Origin of the sequence: Massilia suwonensis, assembly GCF_042655665.1 — a bacterium.
Taxonomy (GTDB): Bacteria; Pseudomonadota; Gammaproteobacteria; order Burkholderiales; family Burkholderiaceae_D; genus Telluria; species Telluria suwonensis.
On the sequence record NZ_JBHSMR010000014.1, the window covers coordinates 477,629 to 497,294 of the forward strand.

The 19,666-nt window shown below is 66.5% G+C and carries 17 protein-coding genes; 12 read left to right on the top strand and 5 right to left on the bottom strand.

What is annotated here, in order from left to right; genetic code table 11:
- Window positions 1-329 precede the first annotated feature (329 nt).
- Window positions 330-1,643 (bottom strand): transglycosylase SLT domain-containing protein, encoded by a 1,314-nt coding sequence (locus ACFPQ5_RS22545; RefSeq protein ID WP_379761027.1) that lies wholly within the window; start codon window positions 1,641-1,643, stop codon window positions 330-332.
- A gap of 445 nt (window positions 1,644-2,088) precedes the next feature.
- On the opposite strand from ACFPQ5_RS22545, the gene ACFPQ5_RS22550 reads away from it, so the two are divergent.
- The 4 genes from ACFPQ5_RS22550 to ACFPQ5_RS22565 all read left to right on the top strand — a co-directional run bounded on the left by ACFPQ5_RS22550 (window position 2,089) and on the right by ACFPQ5_RS22565 (window position 8,380).
- A complete protein-coding gene (locus ACFPQ5_RS22550; RefSeq protein WP_379761029.1) occupies window positions 2,089-2,658 on the top strand; it encodes a DUF1415 domain-containing protein in 570 nt (189 codons plus the stop codon).
- Complete coding sequence (locus ACFPQ5_RS22555; protein WP_379761031.1) at window positions 2,639-2,863, top strand: DUF1289 domain-containing protein; 225 nt, start codon at window positions 2,639-2,641, stop codon at window positions 2,861-2,863. Before ACFPQ5_RS22550 ends, ACFPQ5_RS22555 begins: the two co-directional genes overlap by 20 nt.
- Before the next feature lie 95 nt (window positions 2,864-2,958).
- Window positions 2,959-6,105: an EAL domain-containing protein gene (locus ACFPQ5_RS22560; protein WP_379761033.1), complete on the top strand. Its 3,147-nt coding sequence runs from the start codon at window positions 2,959-2,961 to the stop codon at window positions 6,103-6,105.
- Window positions 6,065-8,380 carry a xanthine dehydrogenase family protein molybdopterin-binding subunit gene (locus ACFPQ5_RS22565; RefSeq protein ID WP_379761035.1) on the top strand — a complete coding sequence of 772 codons (2,316 nt, stop codon included), beginning with the start codon at window positions 6,065-6,067 and terminating at the stop codon, window positions 8,378-8,380. The genes ACFPQ5_RS22560 and ACFPQ5_RS22565 overlap by 41 nt, the downstream gene beginning before the upstream one ends.
- A gap of 4 nt (window positions 8,381-8,384) precedes the next feature.
- Here ACFPQ5_RS22565 and ACFPQ5_RS22570 read toward each other — a convergent pair whose 3' ends face one another.
- Window positions 8,385-9,518, bottom strand: a complete 1,134-nt coding sequence (locus tag ACFPQ5_RS22570; protein ID WP_379761037.1) for a putative sulfate/molybdate transporter — start codon at window positions 9,516-9,518, stop codon at window positions 8,385-8,387.
- Window positions 9,515-10,609 (bottom strand): substrate-binding domain-containing protein, encoded by a 1,095-nt coding sequence (locus ACFPQ5_RS22575; RefSeq protein ID WP_379761039.1) that lies wholly within the window; start codon window positions 10,607-10,609, stop codon window positions 9,515-9,517. The genes ACFPQ5_RS22570 and ACFPQ5_RS22575 overlap by 4 nt, the downstream gene beginning before the upstream one ends.
- 176 nt (window positions 10,610-10,785) lie before the next feature.
- Here ACFPQ5_RS22575 and ACFPQ5_RS22580 point away from each other — a divergent pair, with 176 nt between their 5' ends.
- Window positions 10,786-11,625, top strand: a complete 840-nt coding sequence (locus ACFPQ5_RS22580) for an ABC transporter substrate-binding protein (RefSeq protein ID WP_379761041.1) — start codon at window positions 10,786-10,788, stop codon at window positions 11,623-11,625.
- 99 nt (window positions 11,626-11,724) lie between these two features.
- Here ACFPQ5_RS22580 and ACFPQ5_RS22585 read toward each other — a convergent pair whose 3' ends face one another.
- Window positions 11,725-12,150: a thioredoxin family protein gene (locus ACFPQ5_RS22585; RefSeq protein WP_379761043.1), complete on the bottom strand. Its 426-nt coding sequence runs from the start codon at window positions 12,148-12,150 to the stop codon at window positions 11,725-11,727.
- 90 nt (window positions 12,151-12,240) lie between these two features.
- Between ACFPQ5_RS22585 and tsaB the strand changes: the two genes are divergently transcribed.
- The 4 genes from tsaB to ACFPQ5_RS22605 are packed head-to-tail and all read left to right on the top strand — an operon-like array spanning window position 12,241 to window position 15,254.
- Entirely contained in the window at window positions 12,241-12,957 is a 717-nt protein-coding gene (gene tsaB / locus ACFPQ5_RS22590) for a tRNA (adenosine(37)-N6)-threonylcarbamoyltransferase complex dimerization subunit type 1 TsaB (protein ID WP_379761045.1), read from the top strand.
- A complete protein-coding gene (gene rimI, locus ACFPQ5_RS22595; protein ID WP_379761047.1) occupies window positions 12,954-13,430 on the top strand; it encodes a ribosomal protein S18-alanine N-acetyltransferase in 477 nt (158 codons plus the stop codon). The genes tsaB and rimI overlap by 4 nt, the downstream gene beginning before the upstream one ends.
- A complete protein-coding gene (locus ACFPQ5_RS22600) occupies window positions 13,427-14,305 on the top strand; it encodes a uracil-DNA glycosylase (RefSeq protein ID WP_379761049.1) in 879 nt (292 codons plus the stop codon). The genes rimI and ACFPQ5_RS22600 overlap by 4 nt, the downstream gene beginning before the upstream one ends.
- A complete protein-coding gene (locus ACFPQ5_RS22605; RefSeq protein WP_379761051.1) occupies window positions 14,286-15,254 on the top strand; it encodes a DUF1853 family protein in 969 nt (322 codons plus the stop codon). The genes ACFPQ5_RS22600 and ACFPQ5_RS22605 overlap by 20 nt, the downstream gene beginning before the upstream one ends.
- Window positions 15,255-15,366: 112 nt before the next feature.
- Here ACFPQ5_RS22605 and lplT read toward each other — a convergent pair whose 3' ends face one another.
- On the bottom strand, window positions 15,367-16,617 hold the full coding sequence (gene lplT, locus ACFPQ5_RS22610) for a lysophospholipid transporter LplT (RefSeq protein ID WP_379761053.1): 1,251 nt from the start codon (window positions 16,615-16,617) through the stop codon (window positions 15,367-15,369).
- Between the two features lie 138 nt (window positions 16,618-16,755).
- Here lplT and alr point away from each other — a divergent pair, with 138 nt between their 5' ends.
- From alr to ACFPQ5_RS22625, 3 genes are all read left to right on the top strand, one after another.
- Window positions 16,756-17,862 carry an alanine racemase gene (alr, locus tag ACFPQ5_RS22615; protein WP_379761055.1) on the top strand — a complete coding sequence of 369 codons (1,107 nt, stop codon included), beginning with the start codon at window positions 16,756-16,758 and terminating at the stop codon, window positions 17,860-17,862.
- Window positions 17,855-19,234: a DNA repair protein RadA gene (gene radA / locus ACFPQ5_RS22620; RefSeq protein WP_136222584.1), complete on the top strand. Its 1,380-nt coding sequence runs from the start codon at window positions 17,855-17,857 to the stop codon at window positions 19,232-19,234. Before alr ends, radA begins: the two co-directional genes overlap by 8 nt.
- Before the next feature lie 67 nt (window positions 19,235-19,301).
- Entirely contained in the window at window positions 19,302-19,622 is a 321-nt protein-coding gene (locus ACFPQ5_RS22625) for a PilZ domain-containing protein (protein WP_379761057.1), read from the top strand.
- Window positions 19,623-19,666: the final 44 nt, after the last annotated feature.

Below are 19,666 nucleotides of genomic sequence, written 5' to 3' on the forward strand. Positions count from 1 at the left end.
ACTCAGAAATGAAAGAAATTTCGGCACAAAAGCTTTGCGCCGGGACGGTGTCAAAGTACGACACGCAGGGCGGGAGGGCTTTATGGGAGGCTGCCTGGAACGGCTGGCCTGGGCTGCGATGCTGCTAAATATTACTTGCTTGCGTTGTGGGCTGACAGGCGACGTATTGTCGAGTTATTGCAGCGCACAAACGACACTATACAGTAGTTTGCGAATGCTTGCACAGGACGCCTGATTTGAGCTAGCGCAAAGAATGGCGCGATGCCGCACAAGGCGGCATCGGATCGGAAGGGAAGCCGGCCCGGCGCTCCCGCCCGGGCCACAGCCGCTTAACGGTGTTTACGGCGGCTGTTGGTATTACGGGACACGCGCGAGTTCGACGCGGCCGTCGCCTTGGTCTTGTAGCGGCTGCTGCGCACCTTGTCGCCACGGTCCGCTTCCAGCGCCATCACGGCGGTGTCGACGATGCTGTCGGCGATGTCGGCACCGGCCGAGGCCGAGGTCTTCGGCACCAGGATGGTCGAACCGGCCTTCAGGCGGGTTTGCATCGGGATGTTGTTGGCCTGGCGGATGACTTCCGGCGTGGTGCCGAACTTCGAAGCGAGCGAGGAGATGCTTTCCTTGGCGCTGGTGATACGGTGCGTGGTCCAGGTCGACAGCGCCTGGCCCCATTGCGCCAGGTTCAGGTGGAATTTCTCGGCATTCTTCTGCGGCAGCAGGATCTTGGTGCGGTCGTCGCCGGTGATGACCGGACGCTTGAACTGCGGGTTCAGGGCCTTGAATTCGTCGATCGACATTTCCGCCAGTTGGGCGGCGACGGCCAGGTCGATGTCGCTGGTCTTGTCGATCGCGGTGAAGTAAGGCTGGTTGTCGATCACGGGCAGGGTGACGTTGTACTGGCCCGGATTGGCGACGATGTTCTTGACGGCCTGCAGTTTCGGCACGTAGTTGCGGGTCTCGGCCGGCATCAGGTCGGCCAGGCTTTCGAAGTCGGTCGGTTTGCCCAGCGCCTGGTTCTTCTTGATCGCCTTCTGGACATTACCCTCGCCCCAGTTGTAGGCGGCCAGGGCCAGCTGCCAGTCGCCGAACATCGTGTACAGGCGCTGCAGGTAGGTCAGGGCGGCATCGGTCGAAGCCAGCACGCCGCGGCGCTCGTCCTTGAACATGTTCTGCTTGAGGTCGTAGTCCTTGCCGGTGCCCGGCACGAACTGCCACAGGCCGGCGGCGCTCGCGGTGGAGAGGGCTTGCGGATTGAAGGCCGATTCGATCACCGGCAGCAGCGCCAGTTCGGTCGGCATGCCGCGCTTTTCCAGCTCCTGCACCACGTGGAACAGGTAGAGCGAAGCGCGGCCGGAGATGCGGGCCATATAGTCGGGCTTGGCGCTATAGGAGCGGGTGTGGCGCTCGACCAGGTTATTGTTGATGTCGGGAATCGCGTAGCCGCTGCGGATGCGGCCCCAGACGTCGGTTTCCTTGTATTCGTCGACTTTCAGTGCAGGAGCACCGTTTGCGGCGACAGGTGCGGCTGGGCGCAGCACGGCGGCGCCTTGCAGCGCGTTGACCGGGGCATTGTCGATGGCCTGGGCGAGGGGAGCTGAGAGCAGAAGCACCAGCGCGGCAGCAATAGAGGTTTGGCGGGTCATGTCGTTAGGCTTTCCAGTGTTGCGTCCAGGAACTGCGGGACTGACGATAAGGAGGCAGTGTACGAAGCAGCTGCTGAGACAGTCAAGCAATAATCCCGGGCGGTTACAAAATTTCTTATCTATCTTTTTTGCCAACTCGAAACTATTTTGATAACACATCAAGGGGGTATGCGATTGCTTCCAGTTTCTGCCATAGGAGAAAATGTGCTGCCAGGCAGAGTACTAGCCGGGAGTATAGCGCTACCCTTTAAGGAAACATATTCCTCAGAGAAACAACTCATCCATGCTGCATGCTTGTCGAATCGATAAGGAAATCCCGGTCTCGCTGTCCCGTCCGGCACGTTTTCAAGTTACCCGCCTCGAATACCCGACCTATGAGCACACGCAAACTGTGCGTACAATCCACCTATTGCACCGCGTTTCCTTTTCGAGAACATCTATATATATGAGCACCGCCAACCTCAACGCGGACGATGACGCCATCATCGCCGCCACCCGCAACTGGCTGGAAAAGGCCGTCATCGGCCTCAACCTCTGCCCCTTCGCCAAGTCCGTGTATGTCAAGGAGCAGGTGCGCTACGTCGTCTCTTCCGCGCGTACGCCCGAGGCCCTGCTCGAGGAATTGATGAACGAGCTGCAGAACCTGTCCGACACGCCGGCCGAGAAAGTCGACACCACGCTGCTGATCCATCCCTTCGTGCTCGACGATTTCCTCGACTACAACGAGTTCCTGGACGTGGCCGACGCAGCGGTCGAGGACATGCAGCTCGACGGCGAGCTACAGGTGGCCAGCTTCCATCCGGAATACCAGTTCGCCGACACCGACAAGAACGACATCGAGAACTACACCAACCGCGCGCCTTATCCGATCCTGCAGATCCTGCGCGAGGAAAGCATCGAGCGCGCCGTCGAAGCCTTCCCCGATGCGGCCGAGATTTTCGAGAAGAACATCGAGACCATGGAACAACTGGGCCACGAAGGCTGGGACAAGCTCGATGTCGGACCAGCCCGTTAATAAAGAGGGAACTGCGCCGGCCCAGCTCCCTCCGCGTCCGGACACACCCTGCGTCGCCGTCTGCTCCACCACCTTCGACGAGGTCTGCCGCGGCTGCGGCCGCACCTACATCGAAGTGGCCCAATGGGTCGCCATGTCGGCCGAGCAGAAGGAAATCGTCTGGCAGCGCATCCTGGCCGCCGGCTACCCGCGCCGCAACACCTGAACACGGTTGGGCAGCCACGCCGCCCGTCCCCGCACGCCTATGCGATGATAGGTTAACAGCGGACCATTGCGGCCACGACCATGCCACGAATCGACTTGCGCGGATTCACTTCCAGAGTAGGCAGGCTGTACACCAAGTCGGTGTACGGCGCTATGCTGATGGTCGTCATCGGCGGCCTCGTGATTCCCGCGCTGGTGGCCAGTTATTTCCTGCTTGCCGTGCAGGAGCGCCAGAACACGGTCGCCGAACTCAACGACACCCTGCAGCGCAATGCCGAAATCCTCGCGCTCGGCATGCGCGAGTCGCTCTGGAACATGAATCCCGAGGCCGCGCGCTCGCTGGTCGACTCGGTGATGCGCGACCCTTCCGTCGTACACATCCAGGTGCGCGGCCAGTCCGGTACCGGCACCATCGACGTGCGCGCCCCCGAACGGGCACGCGGCCACGTGCTGCGCGCCGAGCGGCGGGTCGAGATGCAGGGCCAGCACATCGGCGACCTGGTGATCGAGATGGACGACCTGCGCAGCCAGCAGGAGCTGGGCCGCAAGCAGCGCGACTATGCGCTGGTGCTGGCGGTCCAGGTGACGGTGTCGCTGCTGCTCATCCTCGCCTTCCTGCGGCGGCGCCTGCAGGCCCCGCTGCGCACCGTCGCCAATTTCTCCGACCGCCTCTCGCGCGGCGACTTCGATACGCCCCTGGTGCTCGACGTCGACGGCGAACTGGGGCGTCTCGGCAAGCAGATGGAGCGCATGCGGGTGGCGATCCGCACCCTGTTCGTCGACGTCGCGCGGCGCGAGGAGCAGTTCCGCTCGATCGTGACCCAGGTGCCGGGCGCCGTGTTCCGCGCGCGGGCGCGCGGCAGCATCGATTTCGTCAGCGAGGCGATCGAGGACATCGCCGGCATCCCGGCGTCCGAACTGATGCGCGGCGACACCGACGCCTGGTCGCGCATGATCTGCGAGCCGGACCAGGCCCTGCGCAGCCAGGTGCTGCGCGCCGCGCTGCAGTCCGGGAACAGCTACGAGGTCGAATACCGCATCGTCGATGCCCGGGGCCGGGAGCGCTGGGTGCTGGAAAGCGGCCAGCCGCAGCGCGTGGCCGCCGAGGAAGGCTTCTGGGTCGACGGCATCATCTCCGACATCAGCGAACGCAAGCACAACGAGATGCGCATCGGGGCGCTGCTGGCCGAGCAGAGCGCGATCCTCGACAACGTCATGTTCGGCGTCGTCTTCACGCGCGAACGGCGCATCGTCTCGGTCAACCGCCGCACCGAGCAGCTGTTCGGCTATCCCGAGGGCAGCCTGGTCGGCCAGCCCGCCTCGATCCTGTTCGTCTCGGCACGCGAGCATGTGCGGGCCGAGGGCGAATTCTTCCCGCTGCTCGCGCGCGGCGAGGATTCCAGCCACGAGCGCCAGTTCCGGCGCCGCGACGGCAGCCTGCTATGGTGCCTGGTAAGCGGCAGCTCGATCGATCCCGGCCATCCGGAAGCGGGCAACGTCTGGGTCTTCGCCGACATCTCCGAACGCAAGGAGCACGAAGAGAAGCTGCGCCTGTCGAGCACCGTGCTGGAACACATCGCCGACGGCGTGATGGTGGTCGACGTCCACGGCAATATCGTCACCGTAAATCCCGCCTTCACCTACATCACCGGCTTCGCCATGGAGGAAGTCGTCGGCAAGCCCTGGAGCGTGACCCGCTCCGGGCGCGACGACCAGGAACTGTACTGGAACATGTGGCGCCAGCTGAACCAGACCGGCTTCTGGCGCGGCGAGCTGTGGAGCACGCGCAAGGACGGCGAGACCTTCCTCGAGTGGCTCACCGTCTCCACCGTGCGCGGCGACGACGGCAATGTAACGCACTACGTGGGCGTCTTCAGCGACATCACGCGCCTCAAGGAATCGCAGGAAAAGCTCGATTACCTCGCACATCACGATCCGCTCACCAGCCTGCCGAACCGCCTGCTGTTCCAGGACCGCCTGCTGCATGCGATCGGACGCGCGGCGCGCGAGGGCCAGCAGCTGGCCGTCATGTTCATCGACCTCGACCGCTTCAAGAACGTCAACGACACCCTCGGCCACCACGTCGGCGACGAACTCCTCAAACAGGTGGCGGGCGCGCTGGGCGAACGCCTGCGCGACGGCGATACGCTGGCGCGCCTGGGCGGCGACGAATTCATCGTCCTGCTCGAGAACGTGGACGGCAGCTTCGGCGCGCGCCAGGTGGCGGCCAAGATGATGGCGCTGTTCGAGCAGCCCTTCATGGTCGCCAGCCATGAACTCTTCGTCACCGGCTCGATCGGCATCAGCCTGTTCCCGGGCGATGGGCAGGACGCCAACCTCCTCGTGCGCAATGCCGACGTCGCCATGTACCAGGCCAAGTCGCGCGGCAGGAACGGCTACCAGTTCTACTCGCCGGCCATGGACGGCGAGGGCGTCGAGCGCCTGCGCATGGAAGCGCTGCTGCGGCGCGCGATCGAACGCAATGAGATCTTTCTCCATTATCAGCCGCAGGTCGAAATCGACAGCGGCAAACTGATTGGGGTCGAAGCGCTGGTACGCTGGCATAATCCCGAACTCGGCCATGTCAGTCCGGTGCGTTTCATCCCGATGGCCGAAGACACCGGCTTCATCAACCAGATCGGCGAATGGGTGCTGTTCGAGGCCTGCCGCCAGATGCTGCGCTGGGACGAAGCCGGCCTGCAGGTGCCGAAGATGGCGGTCAACCTGTCGGTGCGCCAGGTCGAGCGCGGCGCGATGGCGCCGCTGGTCGAGCAGGCCCTCGCCGCGACCGGATTGGCGCCGCGCCGCCTGCAGCTGGAAGTGACCGAGTCGGTGATCATGAACACGGGCGACGCGCTGGCCTTCGTGCACGCGCTGCACGCGATCGGGGTCGGGCTGGCGATCGACGATTTCGGCACCGGCTACTCGTCGCTGGCCTACCTGAAGCAGCTGCCGGTGGACGTGCTGAAAATCGACCGCAGCTTCATCAAGGACATCGCGCTCGATTCGAACGACGAGGCGATCGCGATCGCGATCATCCAGCTCGGTAAAAGCATGAACCTCTCGGTGATCGCCGAGGGGGTGGAAAACGAAGAACAGGCGGCATTCCTGCTGCGTCACGGCTGCGCGCGTGCACAGGGTTACCTGTACGGCCGGCCGGTGGCGCCGGAAGAGCTGCTGGAAACATGGGGAAGTCGCAAGCATGAGAGACACGAACACGGCACCGAAGACGCCGGCACCTGACGATACCGGCGTCACGCGGCGTTCGCGCCGGCGCTTCCTGCTGGGCGGCCTGGTGGCCGGCGGCGCACTGCTGGTCGGCTGGGGTACGCGCCCGCCGCGCCAGCGCCTGCACACGGGCGAGCCTTTGCCGGTGGAGCAGGGCACGGTCGCCCTCAACGGCTGGATCGCCATCGCGCCTGACGGCACGGTCTCGGTGGTGGTGCCGCGCAGCGAAATGGGGCAGGGCGTGCATACGGCGCTGCCGATGCTGGTGGCCGAGGAGCTCGACGCGCCTTTGGGTAGCGTGCGCATCGCGCCCGCCCCGATCGACAAGATCTTCGGCAACCTCGCCGTCCTGCGCGAGAATCTGCCTTTCCACCCGGACGAGCGCGGCAACGTCAAGGACGGCACCCAGTGGATGCTGGGGAAGATCGGGCGCGAACTCGGCATCATGTTCACCGGCGGCTCGACCAGCGTGAAGGACGCGTGGCAGCCGATGCGCGAAGCGGGCGCCGTGGCGCGCGCGATGCTTGTAAAGGCCGCCGCCGGGGACTGGAAGGCGGCGGACGCCGACCTGCGCACCGAGGACGGCTTCGTGATCCACAAGGACGGCCGCCGCGCTTCCTACGGCAGCCTGGCCGCGCGCGCGGCGCAGGTAGGCGCCGGCATCGACGCCGGGGACGTGCGCCTGAAAGAGCCGCGCGACTTCCGCCTGATCGGCAAGCCGGTACCGCGCCGCGACACGCCCGCCAAGGTCGATGGCAGCGCGCTGTTCGGCATCGACGCCCGTCCGCCCGGCATGCTGTACGCGGCCGTGCGGATGGCGCCCGTGGTCGGCGCCGGCGTCGCCTGGTTCGACGCGAAACCGGTGCTGGCCATGCCGGGCGTGCTGCGCGTGGTCGATGTGTCCTCGGCGGCCGGCCAGTATGCGGGAGCCGGCGCGGGCGTAGCCGTGATCGCGCGCAGCTGGTGGCAGGCCAAGACGGCGGCCGCCACGCTGACCGTGCGCTGGCACGAGGACGAGGGTGACAGGCTGTCCTCGGAGTCCATTTTCAAGAGCTTCGCCGATGCCCTCGATAACGAGTCCGGCTACGCCTACTTTGAAAGCGGCACGCAGGATGTGAGCGGCGCGGCGAAAACGGTGACGGCCGAATACCGCGCGCCCTTCCTCGCCCACGCGACGATGGAGCCGGTGAACTGCACGGCGCAGGTCGCGAACGGCAAGGTGCACCTGTGGGCCTCGACCCAGGTGCCGAGCATCGCGGTCGACGTGGCGGCGAAAGTCGCCGGCGTCGCGCGCGAGGACGTGACGATCGAGGTGATGCTGCTGGGCGGCGGCTTCGGGCGCCGCCTCGAAGGCGACATGGTGGCGCAGGCCGTCGCCGTGGCGCGCGCCGCCGGCGGCCAGCCCGTGCAGCTGATCTGGACCCGCGAGGACGACACCACCCACGACGTCTACCGCCCGGCCGCGCTGGCGCGCTTCAGGGCCAGCCTGGATGCGAACGGGAAGATCCTCGCCTGGGACAACAAGTCGGCCAGCGGCGCCATCGGCCACCAGTACTTCCCGCGCAACCTCGGCCTGCCCGGCATGGGGCCGGACAAGACCACGGCCGAAGGCGAGTACGACATGCAGTACGAGATCGCCAACCAGCGCATCGCCCACGTCATCGTCGACAGCCCGGTGCCGCTCGGCTACTGGCGCTCGGTCGGCCACTCGCACAACGCCTTTTTCAAGGAGGCGTTTCTGGACGAGGTCGCGCACGCGGCGGGGCAGGACGGCGTCGCCTACCGGCGCGCGCTGCTGAAGGAGCACCCGCGCCACCTCGCCGTGCTTGAGGCCGTCGTGCGCAAGGCCGGCACGCCGCCGGATGGGCGCGCCCACGGCGTGGCCGTGCACCAGTCGTTTGGGAGCATCGTGGCCCAGGTGGCCGAGGTCTCGGTCGAGGGCAAGGACATCCGCGTGCACCGCGTCGTGTGCGCGATCGACTGCGGCATGGTCGTCAATCCGAACATCGTGGCCCAGCAGATGGAAGGCGCGGTGGTGTTCGGCCTGTCGGCGGCGCTGGGCGGCGAGATCACGATCAGGGATGGGCGGGTGCAGCAGTCGAACTTCGGCGACTATCCGGTGCTGCGCATGGACCGCGCGCCGCATGTGGAAACCGTGATCATGCCGAGTGCCGAGCCACCCGAAGGCGTCGGCGAGCCCGGCGTTCCGCCGGTTGCGCCGGCGGTGGCGGCGGCCGTGTTCAGGCTGACCGGCCAGCGCCTGCGCAGCCTGCCGCTGCGCCTGGCCTGAACCCTCACGACCGGCGCACGACCAGGTGGACGATCATCCCGGCGAGAAAAGCCAGACCCACGTTCCACAGGGCGAGGCCGGCCGTCAGCGTCATCGGCAGCAGCACCCGCCAGTCGCGTGTATTCGGTGCGTTTGCCGCGGCCATGCGCGCGCCGGCCAGGAACAGGATCGCACCGAGCACCGCCGCAGGCAGCGCCTGCAGCAGGAAGGCGATCGACTCGCTGAAGCACAGGGCCAGCACCAGCAGCACCAGGCCGAACACGACCGGCGCGCCGCCCGTGCGCGCGCCGAAGGCGGTATAGGCCGCCATGCCGCCGGCGCCGTGGCACATCGGGATGCCGCCGACCAGGCTTCCGGCCACGTTCATGGCGCCGGTCGTCAGCGCAACGGTGCGCACGCCTGTGGGCTGCTGCGGGAACAGGCGGTTGTTCTCGCCGGTGACAGCAATTACCGCATTGCCCAGCGTGAGCGGCAGTTGGGGCAAGGCCAGCAGCAGGGCGCCGTTGAGCAGGTCGTGCCAGCCGATGGTGTGCAGGGCGAACGAAGGCAGGCGCGGCGCGAAGCCGAAGTGCGCTCCCTGCCACAGGCTTGGGTCGCGATACACGCCGTAGGCGAAGCCGCCCAGCAGCAGGAGCAGCATCGCCGGGAACAGCCGGCTGCGCCGCAGCGCGACGGCGACCAGCAGGGCGAGCAGGGCGGCCGGCCAGTCCGTGCCCATCATGCCCCCGCCCTGCAGCATGAAGGAGAGGCCCAGGCCGATCACGATGCCTTGCACGACTGCGTTCGGAACCAGCTTTGCCAGGCGCGCGGCCGCGCCGCTCAGTCCCAGCAGCAGCCAGGCCAGGCCGGTCACCAGGCTGGCGGCGACGATGGTGGCGCCCGTGACCGCGCCCGCCTGGGCCACGGCCAGCGCGCCGATCGCCTTCATCGGCTGCACCGGGAAGGGCGTGCGGTAGACGAGGCCGCAGACGACCAGCGCCGCGCCGAAGGGCAGCAGGATGCCGGCCGGGTCCATGCCGAAGACGCTGACATAGGCGAGCACGAAAGGGATGAAGGTGCCGAGATCGGCAAACGCGGCCAGGCATTCGACACGGTCGAAGCGCAGCCGCGCGCCGCCATCGTGCGCGCCGGGCTTCATTTCGGCTTGCGGAAGGCGTACCACGGCAGGGCGCGGCTGAGGGCGAGGACCTTGCCGGCGCCGTCGATGTCGTAGCCGGGCAGGTCGGCGGTCAATCCCTGCCACTCGCTGCGTTGCAATAGTTCGCGCAGCTTGCGGATCGCCGGAAGCTCGAGCGCTTCCTTCAGGCAGACAAAATAATACTGCTCGCGCATCAGGGGCAGGAAATCGAGCCCGAAGGCGCCGGCCGCGGCCTGGATGCCGAAGCCGACGTCGGCGCCGTTCGAGGCGACCGCGGCGGCCACCGCCAGGTGCGTCGGTTCGGCGCGCTCGAAGCCGTTGACGCTGGCGGGCGCGATGCCGGCGTTCGCCAGCAGCTGTTCGATTTCCAGGCGGGTGCCCGAGCCCTTCTCGCGGTTCACGAAGCGCAGATCTGCGCGCTTGAGGTCCTGCACGCCGGTGACGCGCTTCGGATTGCCGGGCGCGAGCATCAGGCCCTGCTGCCTGCCGACGAAAGCGATCAGCTTGTGGCGGCCCGGTTTCAGGAGCGCCTTGAAGGCCTTCTGGGTCATGCTGCCCGGCGCGCGCTCTTCGCTGACGTGAAAGCCCGCCAGCTGGCATTCGCCGCGCGAGAGCGCCGCGATCGATTCCAGGCTGCCGCGAAACTGCAGGTCCAGGTGCAGCCCGGCGTCGCGCGCCATGAAGTCCTTCAGGCGCGACAGCGCCAGATCGTGGCTGGCGAACATCGGGATGACGTGCACTTCCGGATCGAAGGCGAGCGCGAATTCGCGCTCCATCTCCGCCACCAGGTTCTCCACCTGCGGGAAGACGCGCATCTTGGCGCGCTGCTCGGCGAACAGCAGCTTCTCGCCGAAAGACGTGAGGCGCGCGCGCTTGCCCCGTTCCCAGACGATCAGCTCCGCCTCGAGGGACGCCTCCCATCGTTTGAGTTCGCCCCACACGTGGCGATAGGACAGCTGCAGGCGCGCCGCAGCCTGGCCGACCGAGCCCGAAGCGTGGATGGCCGACAGGATGTCGAACAGGGGATTCTCGAGCTGCACCCGCATCCCGGCGGCGCGTGTGAAGGTGTAGGCGAGCTTAACGTGCAACATATCGAAGGATAGACCTATGCAAAGCTGTTCATATTGAAAGTTTTTCAGGGCGGCTTACCATAGCACATCGATAACGATGAGAGATAGCGGATGGCGAGGCAGTCCACGAAACAGGCGCTCGGCGCGGCGGCGCAGGCCATCCTGCGCAAACACCGATTTCAATAAAAGGAACCACCATGCTGAACCTGAAGAAGCACCTGGGTTTGTCCGGCATCCTGCTGGGCTTCCTGTCGACTTTGCTGATGACCGTGAGCGCGCCCGCGCTGGCCCAGCAGGTCATCCGCCTGTCGACCACGACCAGCACCGAGAACTCCGGCCTGCTGCAATACCTGCTGCCGAAGTTCGAAGCCAGGGCCAATGCCAAGGTCAACGTCATCGCGGTCGGCACCGGCAAGGCGCTGGAGCTGGCGAAGAACGGCGACGTCGACGTGACCCTGGTGCATGCGCGTACGCTCGAGGACAAGTTCGTCGCCGAAGGCCATGGCGTGAACCGGCGCGACGTGATGTACAACGACTTCATCATCGTCGGTCCGGAAAGCGATCCGGCGGGCGTCAAGGGCAGCCGCGACGTGATCGCCGCCATGAAGAAGATCGCCGCCAGCGGCAGCAAGTTCATCTCGCGCGGCGACAATTCCGGCACCGACGTGATGGAAAAAGGCTACTGGAAGCAGGTGGGCACCCAGCCCCACGGCAGCGCCTACGTGTCGGCGGGCCTGGGCATGGGCGAAGTGCTGAACATGGCGGCCGAGCTGCGCGCCTATACGCTCACCGACCGCGCCACCTACATCGCCTACCGCGCCAAGACCGGCCTGCAGATCGCGGTCGAGGGCGATGCGAAGATGTTCAACCCCTACGGCATCATCGCCGTCAATCCGGAGAAAGCCAAGGGGCTGAACTACAAGGGCGCGATGCAGCTGGTGGAGTGGATCACCTCGGATGAAGGACAGAAGCTGATCGGCGCCTTCAAGGTCGAGGGCCAGCAGGTGTTCTTCCCTTCGTACAAGGCGGCGCAGTAAGGCCTGGCCGGGCTGCTTGAGCAGGCGGTAGGGTGGACTCGGGAGTCCACCCTACCGATCGCGAAACACCAGAGTGACCGGCAGGCGCCAGGAACCCATTCAGCCGGCCTGTTCGAGCAGGGTCAGCAGATTGCAGTCGCGCTGCCAGTCGCGCCGTTCCTGGTTGGATGTAGCCAGGCGCGCCAGTTCTTGCGGCGCCAGTTCGGCCTGGGCCTGCAGCAGGCGCTCGGCCAGTGCGGCGTCGGGCAGCGTCGGGCCGAAGAAGGCGACCGTGCCGCCCTGCTGCAGCAGCAGGGTGGGGAAGTTCTCGACGTCGAGGTCGCCGACGAGGTCGGCCTGGTCTTCGATGTCGATCCAGACGAAGGCCTTGTCCGGATGGCGCGCGGCCAGGTCTTCGAAGGCGGCGCGGTAGCTGCCGCAGGTGCCGCACCAGGCGGCGCACAGGCAGGCCACGACCCAGCGGCCGTCCTCGAGGGAGGCCGCGAGCCGGTCGCGGTTGGTGGTGTCCAGGGTCAGGGAATGCATGGGCGGATTCTACCCGGATTCGGCCGTTTGGCGGAATCGGGGGGCATGCGGACCATGGCCGGGGCCGGGCGCGGCGGGTTAAAATAGCGCATGCCTATCATCCTTGCCATCGAAACGTCTTCCGAACTTGCCTCTTGCGCGCTGCTGTCGGGCGACACCGTATTGTCCCGCGAGTCCGGCGGCGTGCGCACCCACTCGCAATCCGTGCTGCCGATGGTGCAGGAACTGCTGCGCGAAGCCGGCGTGCGGCTGGGCGACGTCGATGCCATCGCCTTCGGCGCCGGTCCCGGCTCCTTCACCGGCGTGCGCACGGCCTGCGGCGTGGCCCAGGGCCTGGCCTTCGGCGCCGAGCTGCCGGTGCTGCCGCTGGTGACCCTGGAAGCGATGGCCGAGGCCTGCCGCGCCGCGTCCGGCGCGACCGAGGTGCTGGCCGTGCTGGATGCGCGCATGAACGAAGTCTATTGGGCGCAGTACCGTTTCGACGGCGCCTGGCAAACCGTGATCGCACCTGCGCTCTCGAGCCCGGAAACGGTGGCGCCAGAAATGGTGGCGGGCCTGGCCGCGTGCGGCAACGGCTTCGCCGCCTATCCCGATGCCTTTATCGGCAAGGACTTTGCGCAGCAGCTTGATGCCGCCATCGTGCCGCATGCGCGCGACCTGGCGCGCATCGGCGCCGCGGCCTTCGCTGCCGGACAGGCCGTGCCGGCCGCCCAGGCCCAGCCGCTCTACCTGCGCAACAAGGTCGCCTACACCAGCGCCGAGCGCCAGGCGATCAACGCGGCCAAGGCCGAAGGGACGGCGCCATGAAGGATACGAGCGCAAGGGTAAGCACCGGCCTGGCGCTGGTGCCGATGACGATGGACGACGTCGACGACGTCCACGCCATGGAATGCAGCGTCTTCCCCCATCCCTGGAGCCGCGCCAACTTCAGCGATTCGATCCAGGCCGGCTACGACGCCTGGCTGCTGCGCGCGGAAGACGGCGAGCTGGCCGGCTACTTCCTGCTGATGTACGCGCTCGACGAAGCGCACCTGCTCGACGTCGCCGTGGCCGGCAAGCGCCACGGCACGGGCCTGGGCCGCTACCTGCTCGACACCCTGTGTGTGCGGGCGAAGCAGATGGGCGCGGAATCGGTGCTGCTGGAAGTGCGGCCGTCGAACGAACGCGCGCTGGCCGTCTACAAGCGCTACGGTTTCGAAGAGATCGGCCGCCGCAAGGGCTACTATCCGGCCCATGAAGGCAAGCGCGAGGACGCGATCGTGATGAGGCACGCACTATGAACTTGAGCGACCGCGACGAGGTTTTCCTGGCCGAGATGGGCATCACGCCGCTCTGGCGTTCGCGCCATGTGCCGGCTGACGAGGCGCAGCCCGAAGCGGCGCAAGCCGAGGCCGAGACGCCGGCTGCCCCCGCGCCTGAACCTGCGCCCAAGCCCGCACCCGCCTTCGTGCCGCCGCCACCGCGCGATCCGGCCTGGGGCGAGATTCCGATGACCGCGGCCCCCGCGCCCACCGCCTGGGAACCCACGCCGCCGCCCGTGGCGGAAGAAGAGCAGGGCGACAGCCCGGAGGCGATCGCCGCCATGGACTGGAGCGAGCTGCGCGCCGCCATCGCCCGCTGCACCCGCTGCGGCGACTGCGCCGGACGCAAGCCGGTGTACGGCGCGGGACCTGCGCAGGCGCGCTGGTTCGTCGCGGCCGGCGCCACCAGCGCCGCCGACGAAGCGGCCGGCACGCCGCTGGCGGGCGAAGCCGGCAAGCTACTCGACAACATGCTGTGCGCCGTCGAACTGAAGCGCGACGAGGACGTCTACGTCACCAGCCTGGTGAAGTGCCGTCCGCTGTCCGCCAATGGCGGCGACCGCGCACCGACCGGCGAGGAAGTGGCGGCCTGCCGTCCTTTCGTCGAGCGCGAGCTGGCGCTGAGCGGCGCCAAAGTCGTGCTGACCCTGGGCCAGATCGCGGCCAACGGCCTGCTCGGCAAGCCGCTGCAGGAGCCGCTGGCCGGCACCCGCGGCGCGAACCATGTGTTCAGGGACGTGCCACTGGTGCCGACCCTGCATCCGGGCGAGTTGCTGCGCCGCGGCGGCGACAAGGCGCTGGCCTGGGCGGACCTGTGCCGCGCAAGAGCTGTCTATGCGGGACGGAGCCGATAGCTACCAGGCCGCCTTCCACCGCCGCTGGGGCCACCTGCGGCGCGCGCGGGTGCGCGCGCTGGCCTGGCTGCTCGATTCGCCCGACCTGCTCGATGCGAACGCACCGCACTGGCAGGGCCGCATCGCGTCCACCGGCCCCGTCACGCCGGAGGTCGAGCGCTGGCTGCGCGACCTCGACCACGATCCATCGCGCCTCGACGCGGCATTAGGTCCGCGCGTCTACACGCGCCTCGGCCTGTACGCCGAAAAGCTGATGGCCTTCTACTTCCAGGAGCAGGGCCGCCTGGTCGCCCACGGCCTGCAGATCCGGGCGAATCGCAACGACACCGTCGGCGAATTCGACTTCCTGCTGGAGGCCGGCCCGGATGCCGTCGAACACATCGAATTCGCCACCAAGTTCTATCTGCTGCAAGGGGAGAGCGGCCAGCAGTTCGACGCCCTGGTCGGGCCCAACCTCGCCGACAGCCTGGGCGCGAAGATGCGCAAGATCTTCGGCCGCCAGCTGGAACTGGGCAGCCACCCGGCCGCGCAGCCGCTGCTGCCGCGTCCCGTCGCCGCGGCGCGGGCACTGGTGAAGGGCTGGCTGTTCTACCCGGCCGGCAGCTGGCCGGCGATGAGCGGCATCACGGCCGGCCACTGCCGCGGCTTCTGGTGTGCGCTGGAAGAACTCGACAGCCTGGGCGCCGACGCTTTCCTGATCCTGCCCAAGCTGCAATGGCTGGCGCCGTTCCGCGCCGCACAGGCCGCATGGCTGCTGAACCGCGCCCAGCTGCATGCGGAGCTCGAAGCCCAGTTCGAGACGAACGCCTCGCCGGTGCTGGTGTCGGTGGTGCGCGAAACGCCGGGGCTGGTGGAGGAAGTGGAACGCGGATTCATCGTCCCGAACGACTGGCGCGTGCGTGCCGAAGCCCGCAGCGCTAAGGACAATATGCGAAATATTGTTTGGTAAAATTGCAAATTATGCAAATATTATTTGCGTAGGGTGGGCCCCCCGTGCCCACCTGGTTTGACGCCAACGATGTGCGAACGTCCCCGTGGGCACGGGGCGCCCACCCTACGATTCAATGCTTATGCTCGCCAATCAGCGCCAGCGAATCATGCTGCGCCTGATTCCGATGATGCCGGCGCATGATGAGGTAGGTAATCCCCGCGATCGACAACCCGAACAGCACGATGATCACGTTCAGGTCGAGGTTCAGCGTGATCATGATCGCGTACAGCGCCAGCATGGTCAGGATCGACAGGTTCTCGTTGAAGTTCTGTACCGCGATCGAGTGGCCGGCCGACATCAGCACGTGGCCGCGGTGCTGCAGCAGCGCATTCATCGGCACCACGAAGAAGCCCGACAGGAAGCCGATCAGGGCCAGCAGCGGGTAGGCGATGATGACTTCGTGGACGAACACCATGACGGTCACGACCAGGCCCATGAAGATCCCCATCGGGATCACGGTCAGGGATTTGCGCAGCGGGATCATCTTGGCCGCCAGCGCCGCCCCGACCGCGACGCCGATCGCGACCACGCCGATCAGGCTGGTCGCCTTATCGAGCGGCATGCCCAGCGAGCGCTCGGCCCACTTCAGCACGATCAGCTGCAAGGTGGCGCCCGCGCCCCAGAACAGGGTGGTGACGGCCAGCGAGATCTGGCCCAGCTTGTCTTTCCAGAGCGTGGCCGAGCAGTTCGCGAAGTCGGCGATCAGCTTCATCGGATTGCGTTCCTGGTGCTCGTAACGGGCGCCGGTATCGGGAATACGCAGGTTGAACAGGGCGGCCAGGATGTAGATCGCGACCACCACGGCCATCGCCGCTTCGCTGGTGGTGTCGATGCCGGGCACGCCCAGGCCCAGCAGCAGCTCCGACCCCTTGACGCTGACCAGGGCGCCGCCCATCACGGTGCCGAAGATGATCGACATCACGGTCAGGCCTTCGATCCAGCCGTTGGCGGCGACGAGTTTTTCGGGCGGCAGAAGTTCGGTGAGGATGCCGTACTTGGCCGGCGAATACACGGCCGCGCCGAAGCCGACGACGGCATAGGCCAGCAGCGGGTGCACCGTCAGGAACATCAGGCCGCAGCCGAAGACCTTGATCAGGTTCGCGATGAACATCACGCGGCCCTTGGGCAGCGAATCGGCGAAGGCGCCGACGAACGCGGCGAGCAGCACGTAGAAGAGCACGAATGAAAGCTTGAGCAGCGGCGTGAGCGACGCCGGAGCGTTCATCGACACCAGCACGTCAATGGCTACAAACAGCAGCGCATTGTCTGCCAGCGACGAGAAAAACTGCGCCGCCATGATGGTATAAAAACCACGATTCATTCGAGTGAGTCTGAAAACAAGTGTGGGTTGCTTTATACCATGAAAGAACGGCAAGCCAAAGAAACGGACGGGCGGGAACTACCCTCATCCGGTAAAATAGAACCTTTCGCCTAAACGTCTTTTCGACCGAATTCCGCCATGCCACGCCCCCTCTGCGCCACCATCCATCTCGATTCGATGCAGCATAACCTCGCCCGCGCGCGCGCCTGCGCACCCGAGGCCAAGGTCTGGGCCGTGGTCAAGGCGAATGCCTATGGCCATGGTCTCGAGCGCGGCATGAAGGGCTTCGCGCTGGCCGACGGCCTGGCCCTGATCGAAACGGAAAACGCGCTGCGCCTGCGCGAACTCGGCTGGATCAAGCCGATCCTGCTGCTGGAAGGGATCTTCGACGCGTCCGACGTGCCGCTGCTGGCCGAGCACAACATCAACAGCACGGTGCACTGCGTCGAGCAGATCAAGCTGCTCGAATACACCCAGCTCTACCGCCCGATCGACGTCCACCTCAAGATGAACACGGGCATGAACCGCCTCGGTTTCAAGCCCGACGAGTACAAGGCGGCCTACAAGCGCCTGCGCGCGATTCCGGGCATCCGCAACATCACCCTGATGACCCACTTCGCCAATGCCGACGAACTCGAGCATCCGCGCCTGTCGGTGGCCGAGCAGGTCGAGCGTTTCGTGGGCGGCGCGCAAGGCCTGGAGGGCGAGCGCAGCTTGTCCAATTCCGGCGGCGTGCTGCACCAGGCGGTGCTGCAGGCCGAGCTGCAGAACGACTGGGTCCGTCCCGGCATCATGCTCTACGGCGGCACGCCGGGCGGGCGCACGGCCCAGGAATTCGGCCTGCGCCCGACCATGACGCTCACCTCCGAGATCATCGCGATCCAGAACCTGGTGGCCGGCGACACGGTCGGCTACGGCAGCCGCTTCGAAGCCACCGGGCCGATGCAGGTCGGTGTAGTGGCCTGCGGCTATGCCGACGGCTACCCGCGCCACGCGCCGCACGGCACGCCGGTGATCGTCGACGGCGTGCGCACCAGCGTGGTGGGGCGCGTCTCGATGGACATGATGACGGTCGACCTGACGCCGATTCGCAACGCCCGCGTCGGCAGCCAGGTCACCCTGTGGGGCGACGGCTTGCCAATCGACGAAGTCGCCACCATGTCGGGTACGATCGGGTACGAATTGATGTGCGCACTCGCGCCGCGCGTACGCGTAACGGAAGGAAGGTTGGGAACCCATGGCTAAGGCTAAAACCCAGTTCGTCTGCAGCGAATGCGGCAGCGTCGCGAGCCGCTGGACCGGCCAGTGCGCCGACTGCAAGGCCTGGAACACGATGGTCGAAACCACCGTCGAATCCGCCGGCGTCAACCGCATGTCGCAGACGGTCAATCACAAGGCGCTGGCGCAGACGGCGCCGGTGCTGTCGCTCGCCGACATCGAAGCGGTCGACGTGCCGCGCTTCGGCACCGGCATCGAGGAATTCGACCGCGTGCTGGGCGGCGGCCTGGTCGCGGGCGGTGTGGTGCTGATCGGCGGCGACCCCGGCATCGGCAAGTCGACCCTGCTGTTGCAGGCGCTGAGCAATCTCGCCGCTACGCGCAGCACTTTATATGTCAGCGGCGAGGAGTCCGGCGCCCAGATCGCGCTGCGCGCGCGCCGGCTGCAAGTGGAAGCGAAAGACCTCAAGCTGCAGGCCGAGATCCAGCTCGAGAAAATCCTCGGCACCCTGGCGGATCTCAAACCCGAAGTGGCCGTGATCGACTCGATCCAGACCCTGTATTCGGACGCGCTCACCGCGGCGCCGGGTTCGGTCTCGCAGGTGCGCGAATGCGCGGCCCAGCTCACCCGCGTGGCCAAGCAGACCGGCGTCACCATCATCCTGGTCGGCCACGTGACGAAAGAGGGCGCGCTGGCCGGCCCGCGCGTGCTCGAGCACATCGTCGACACCGTGCTGTATTTCGAAGGCGATACCCAGTCCAGCTTCCGCCTGGTGCGGGCGATTAAAAACCGTTTCGGCGCCGTGAACGAGCTGGGCGTGTTCGCGATGACGGAAAAGGGCTTGAAAGGGGTGTCGAACCCGTCGGCCTTGTTCCTGTCCCAGCACGACAACCAGGTGCCCGGCTCCTGCGTGATGGTCACGCAGGAAGGCACGCGCCCGCTCTTGGTCGAGATCCAAGCGCTGGTCGACGCCAGCCACCTGCCGAACGCGCGCAGGCTTTCCGTCGGCCTGGAACAGAACCGCCTGGCGATGCTGCTGGCGGTGCTGCACCGTCACGCCGGCATCGCCGCCTTCGACCAGGATGTGTTCATCAACGCGGTGGGCGGGGTGAAGATCGCGGAGCCGGCGGCCGACCTGGCCGTGCTGTTAGCCATTAACTCCTCCATGCGCAACAAGGCGCTGCCGCGCGGCCTGGTCGTGTTCGGCGAAGTGGGTCTCGCCGGCGAGATCCGCCCGGCCCCGCGCGGGCAGGAGCGTCTGAAGGAAGCGGCCAAGCTGGGCTTCTCGATCGCGCTGATCCCGAAGGGGAATGCGCCCAAGCAGAAGATCGAGGGGATGAACATCATCGCGGTCGAGCGCATCGACCAGGCCTTCACGAAGCTGCGCGAATTGGACTAGGCGAGCTCAGCGGGCGTAACCCATCTTGCATATAATTGCGCCTTGAACTTATCGTTATTGGCGTACCGTGCACACAGAACAAAGGCAGTCCCAGCGCAAGATCCTCAAAACCCGTGCCATGCTGGCCGTCGAAGGCGGTGCACCGGTCCTCGGGCGTACCACCGACCTCAGCGCGAACGGCGTCAGCATCACCGTGCCGCAGCCGGTCCAGGCGGGGCAGAACGCGCAGTTGCGCTTCGATCTGCTGGTCGAGGGAAAGCTGGTGCCCATCCATTCGAAGGCCCGCACCCAGTATTGCATTCTGAGCAATGGCGAATTCAAGGTCGGCTGCCAGTTCGTGAACCTGGAACTGGGCGCGATGACCGCGATCTCGCGCTTCCTGAAATAATCGCCCCGCCCATCAACGAAAGCGGCGAGCGCCCTCTGGGCCTC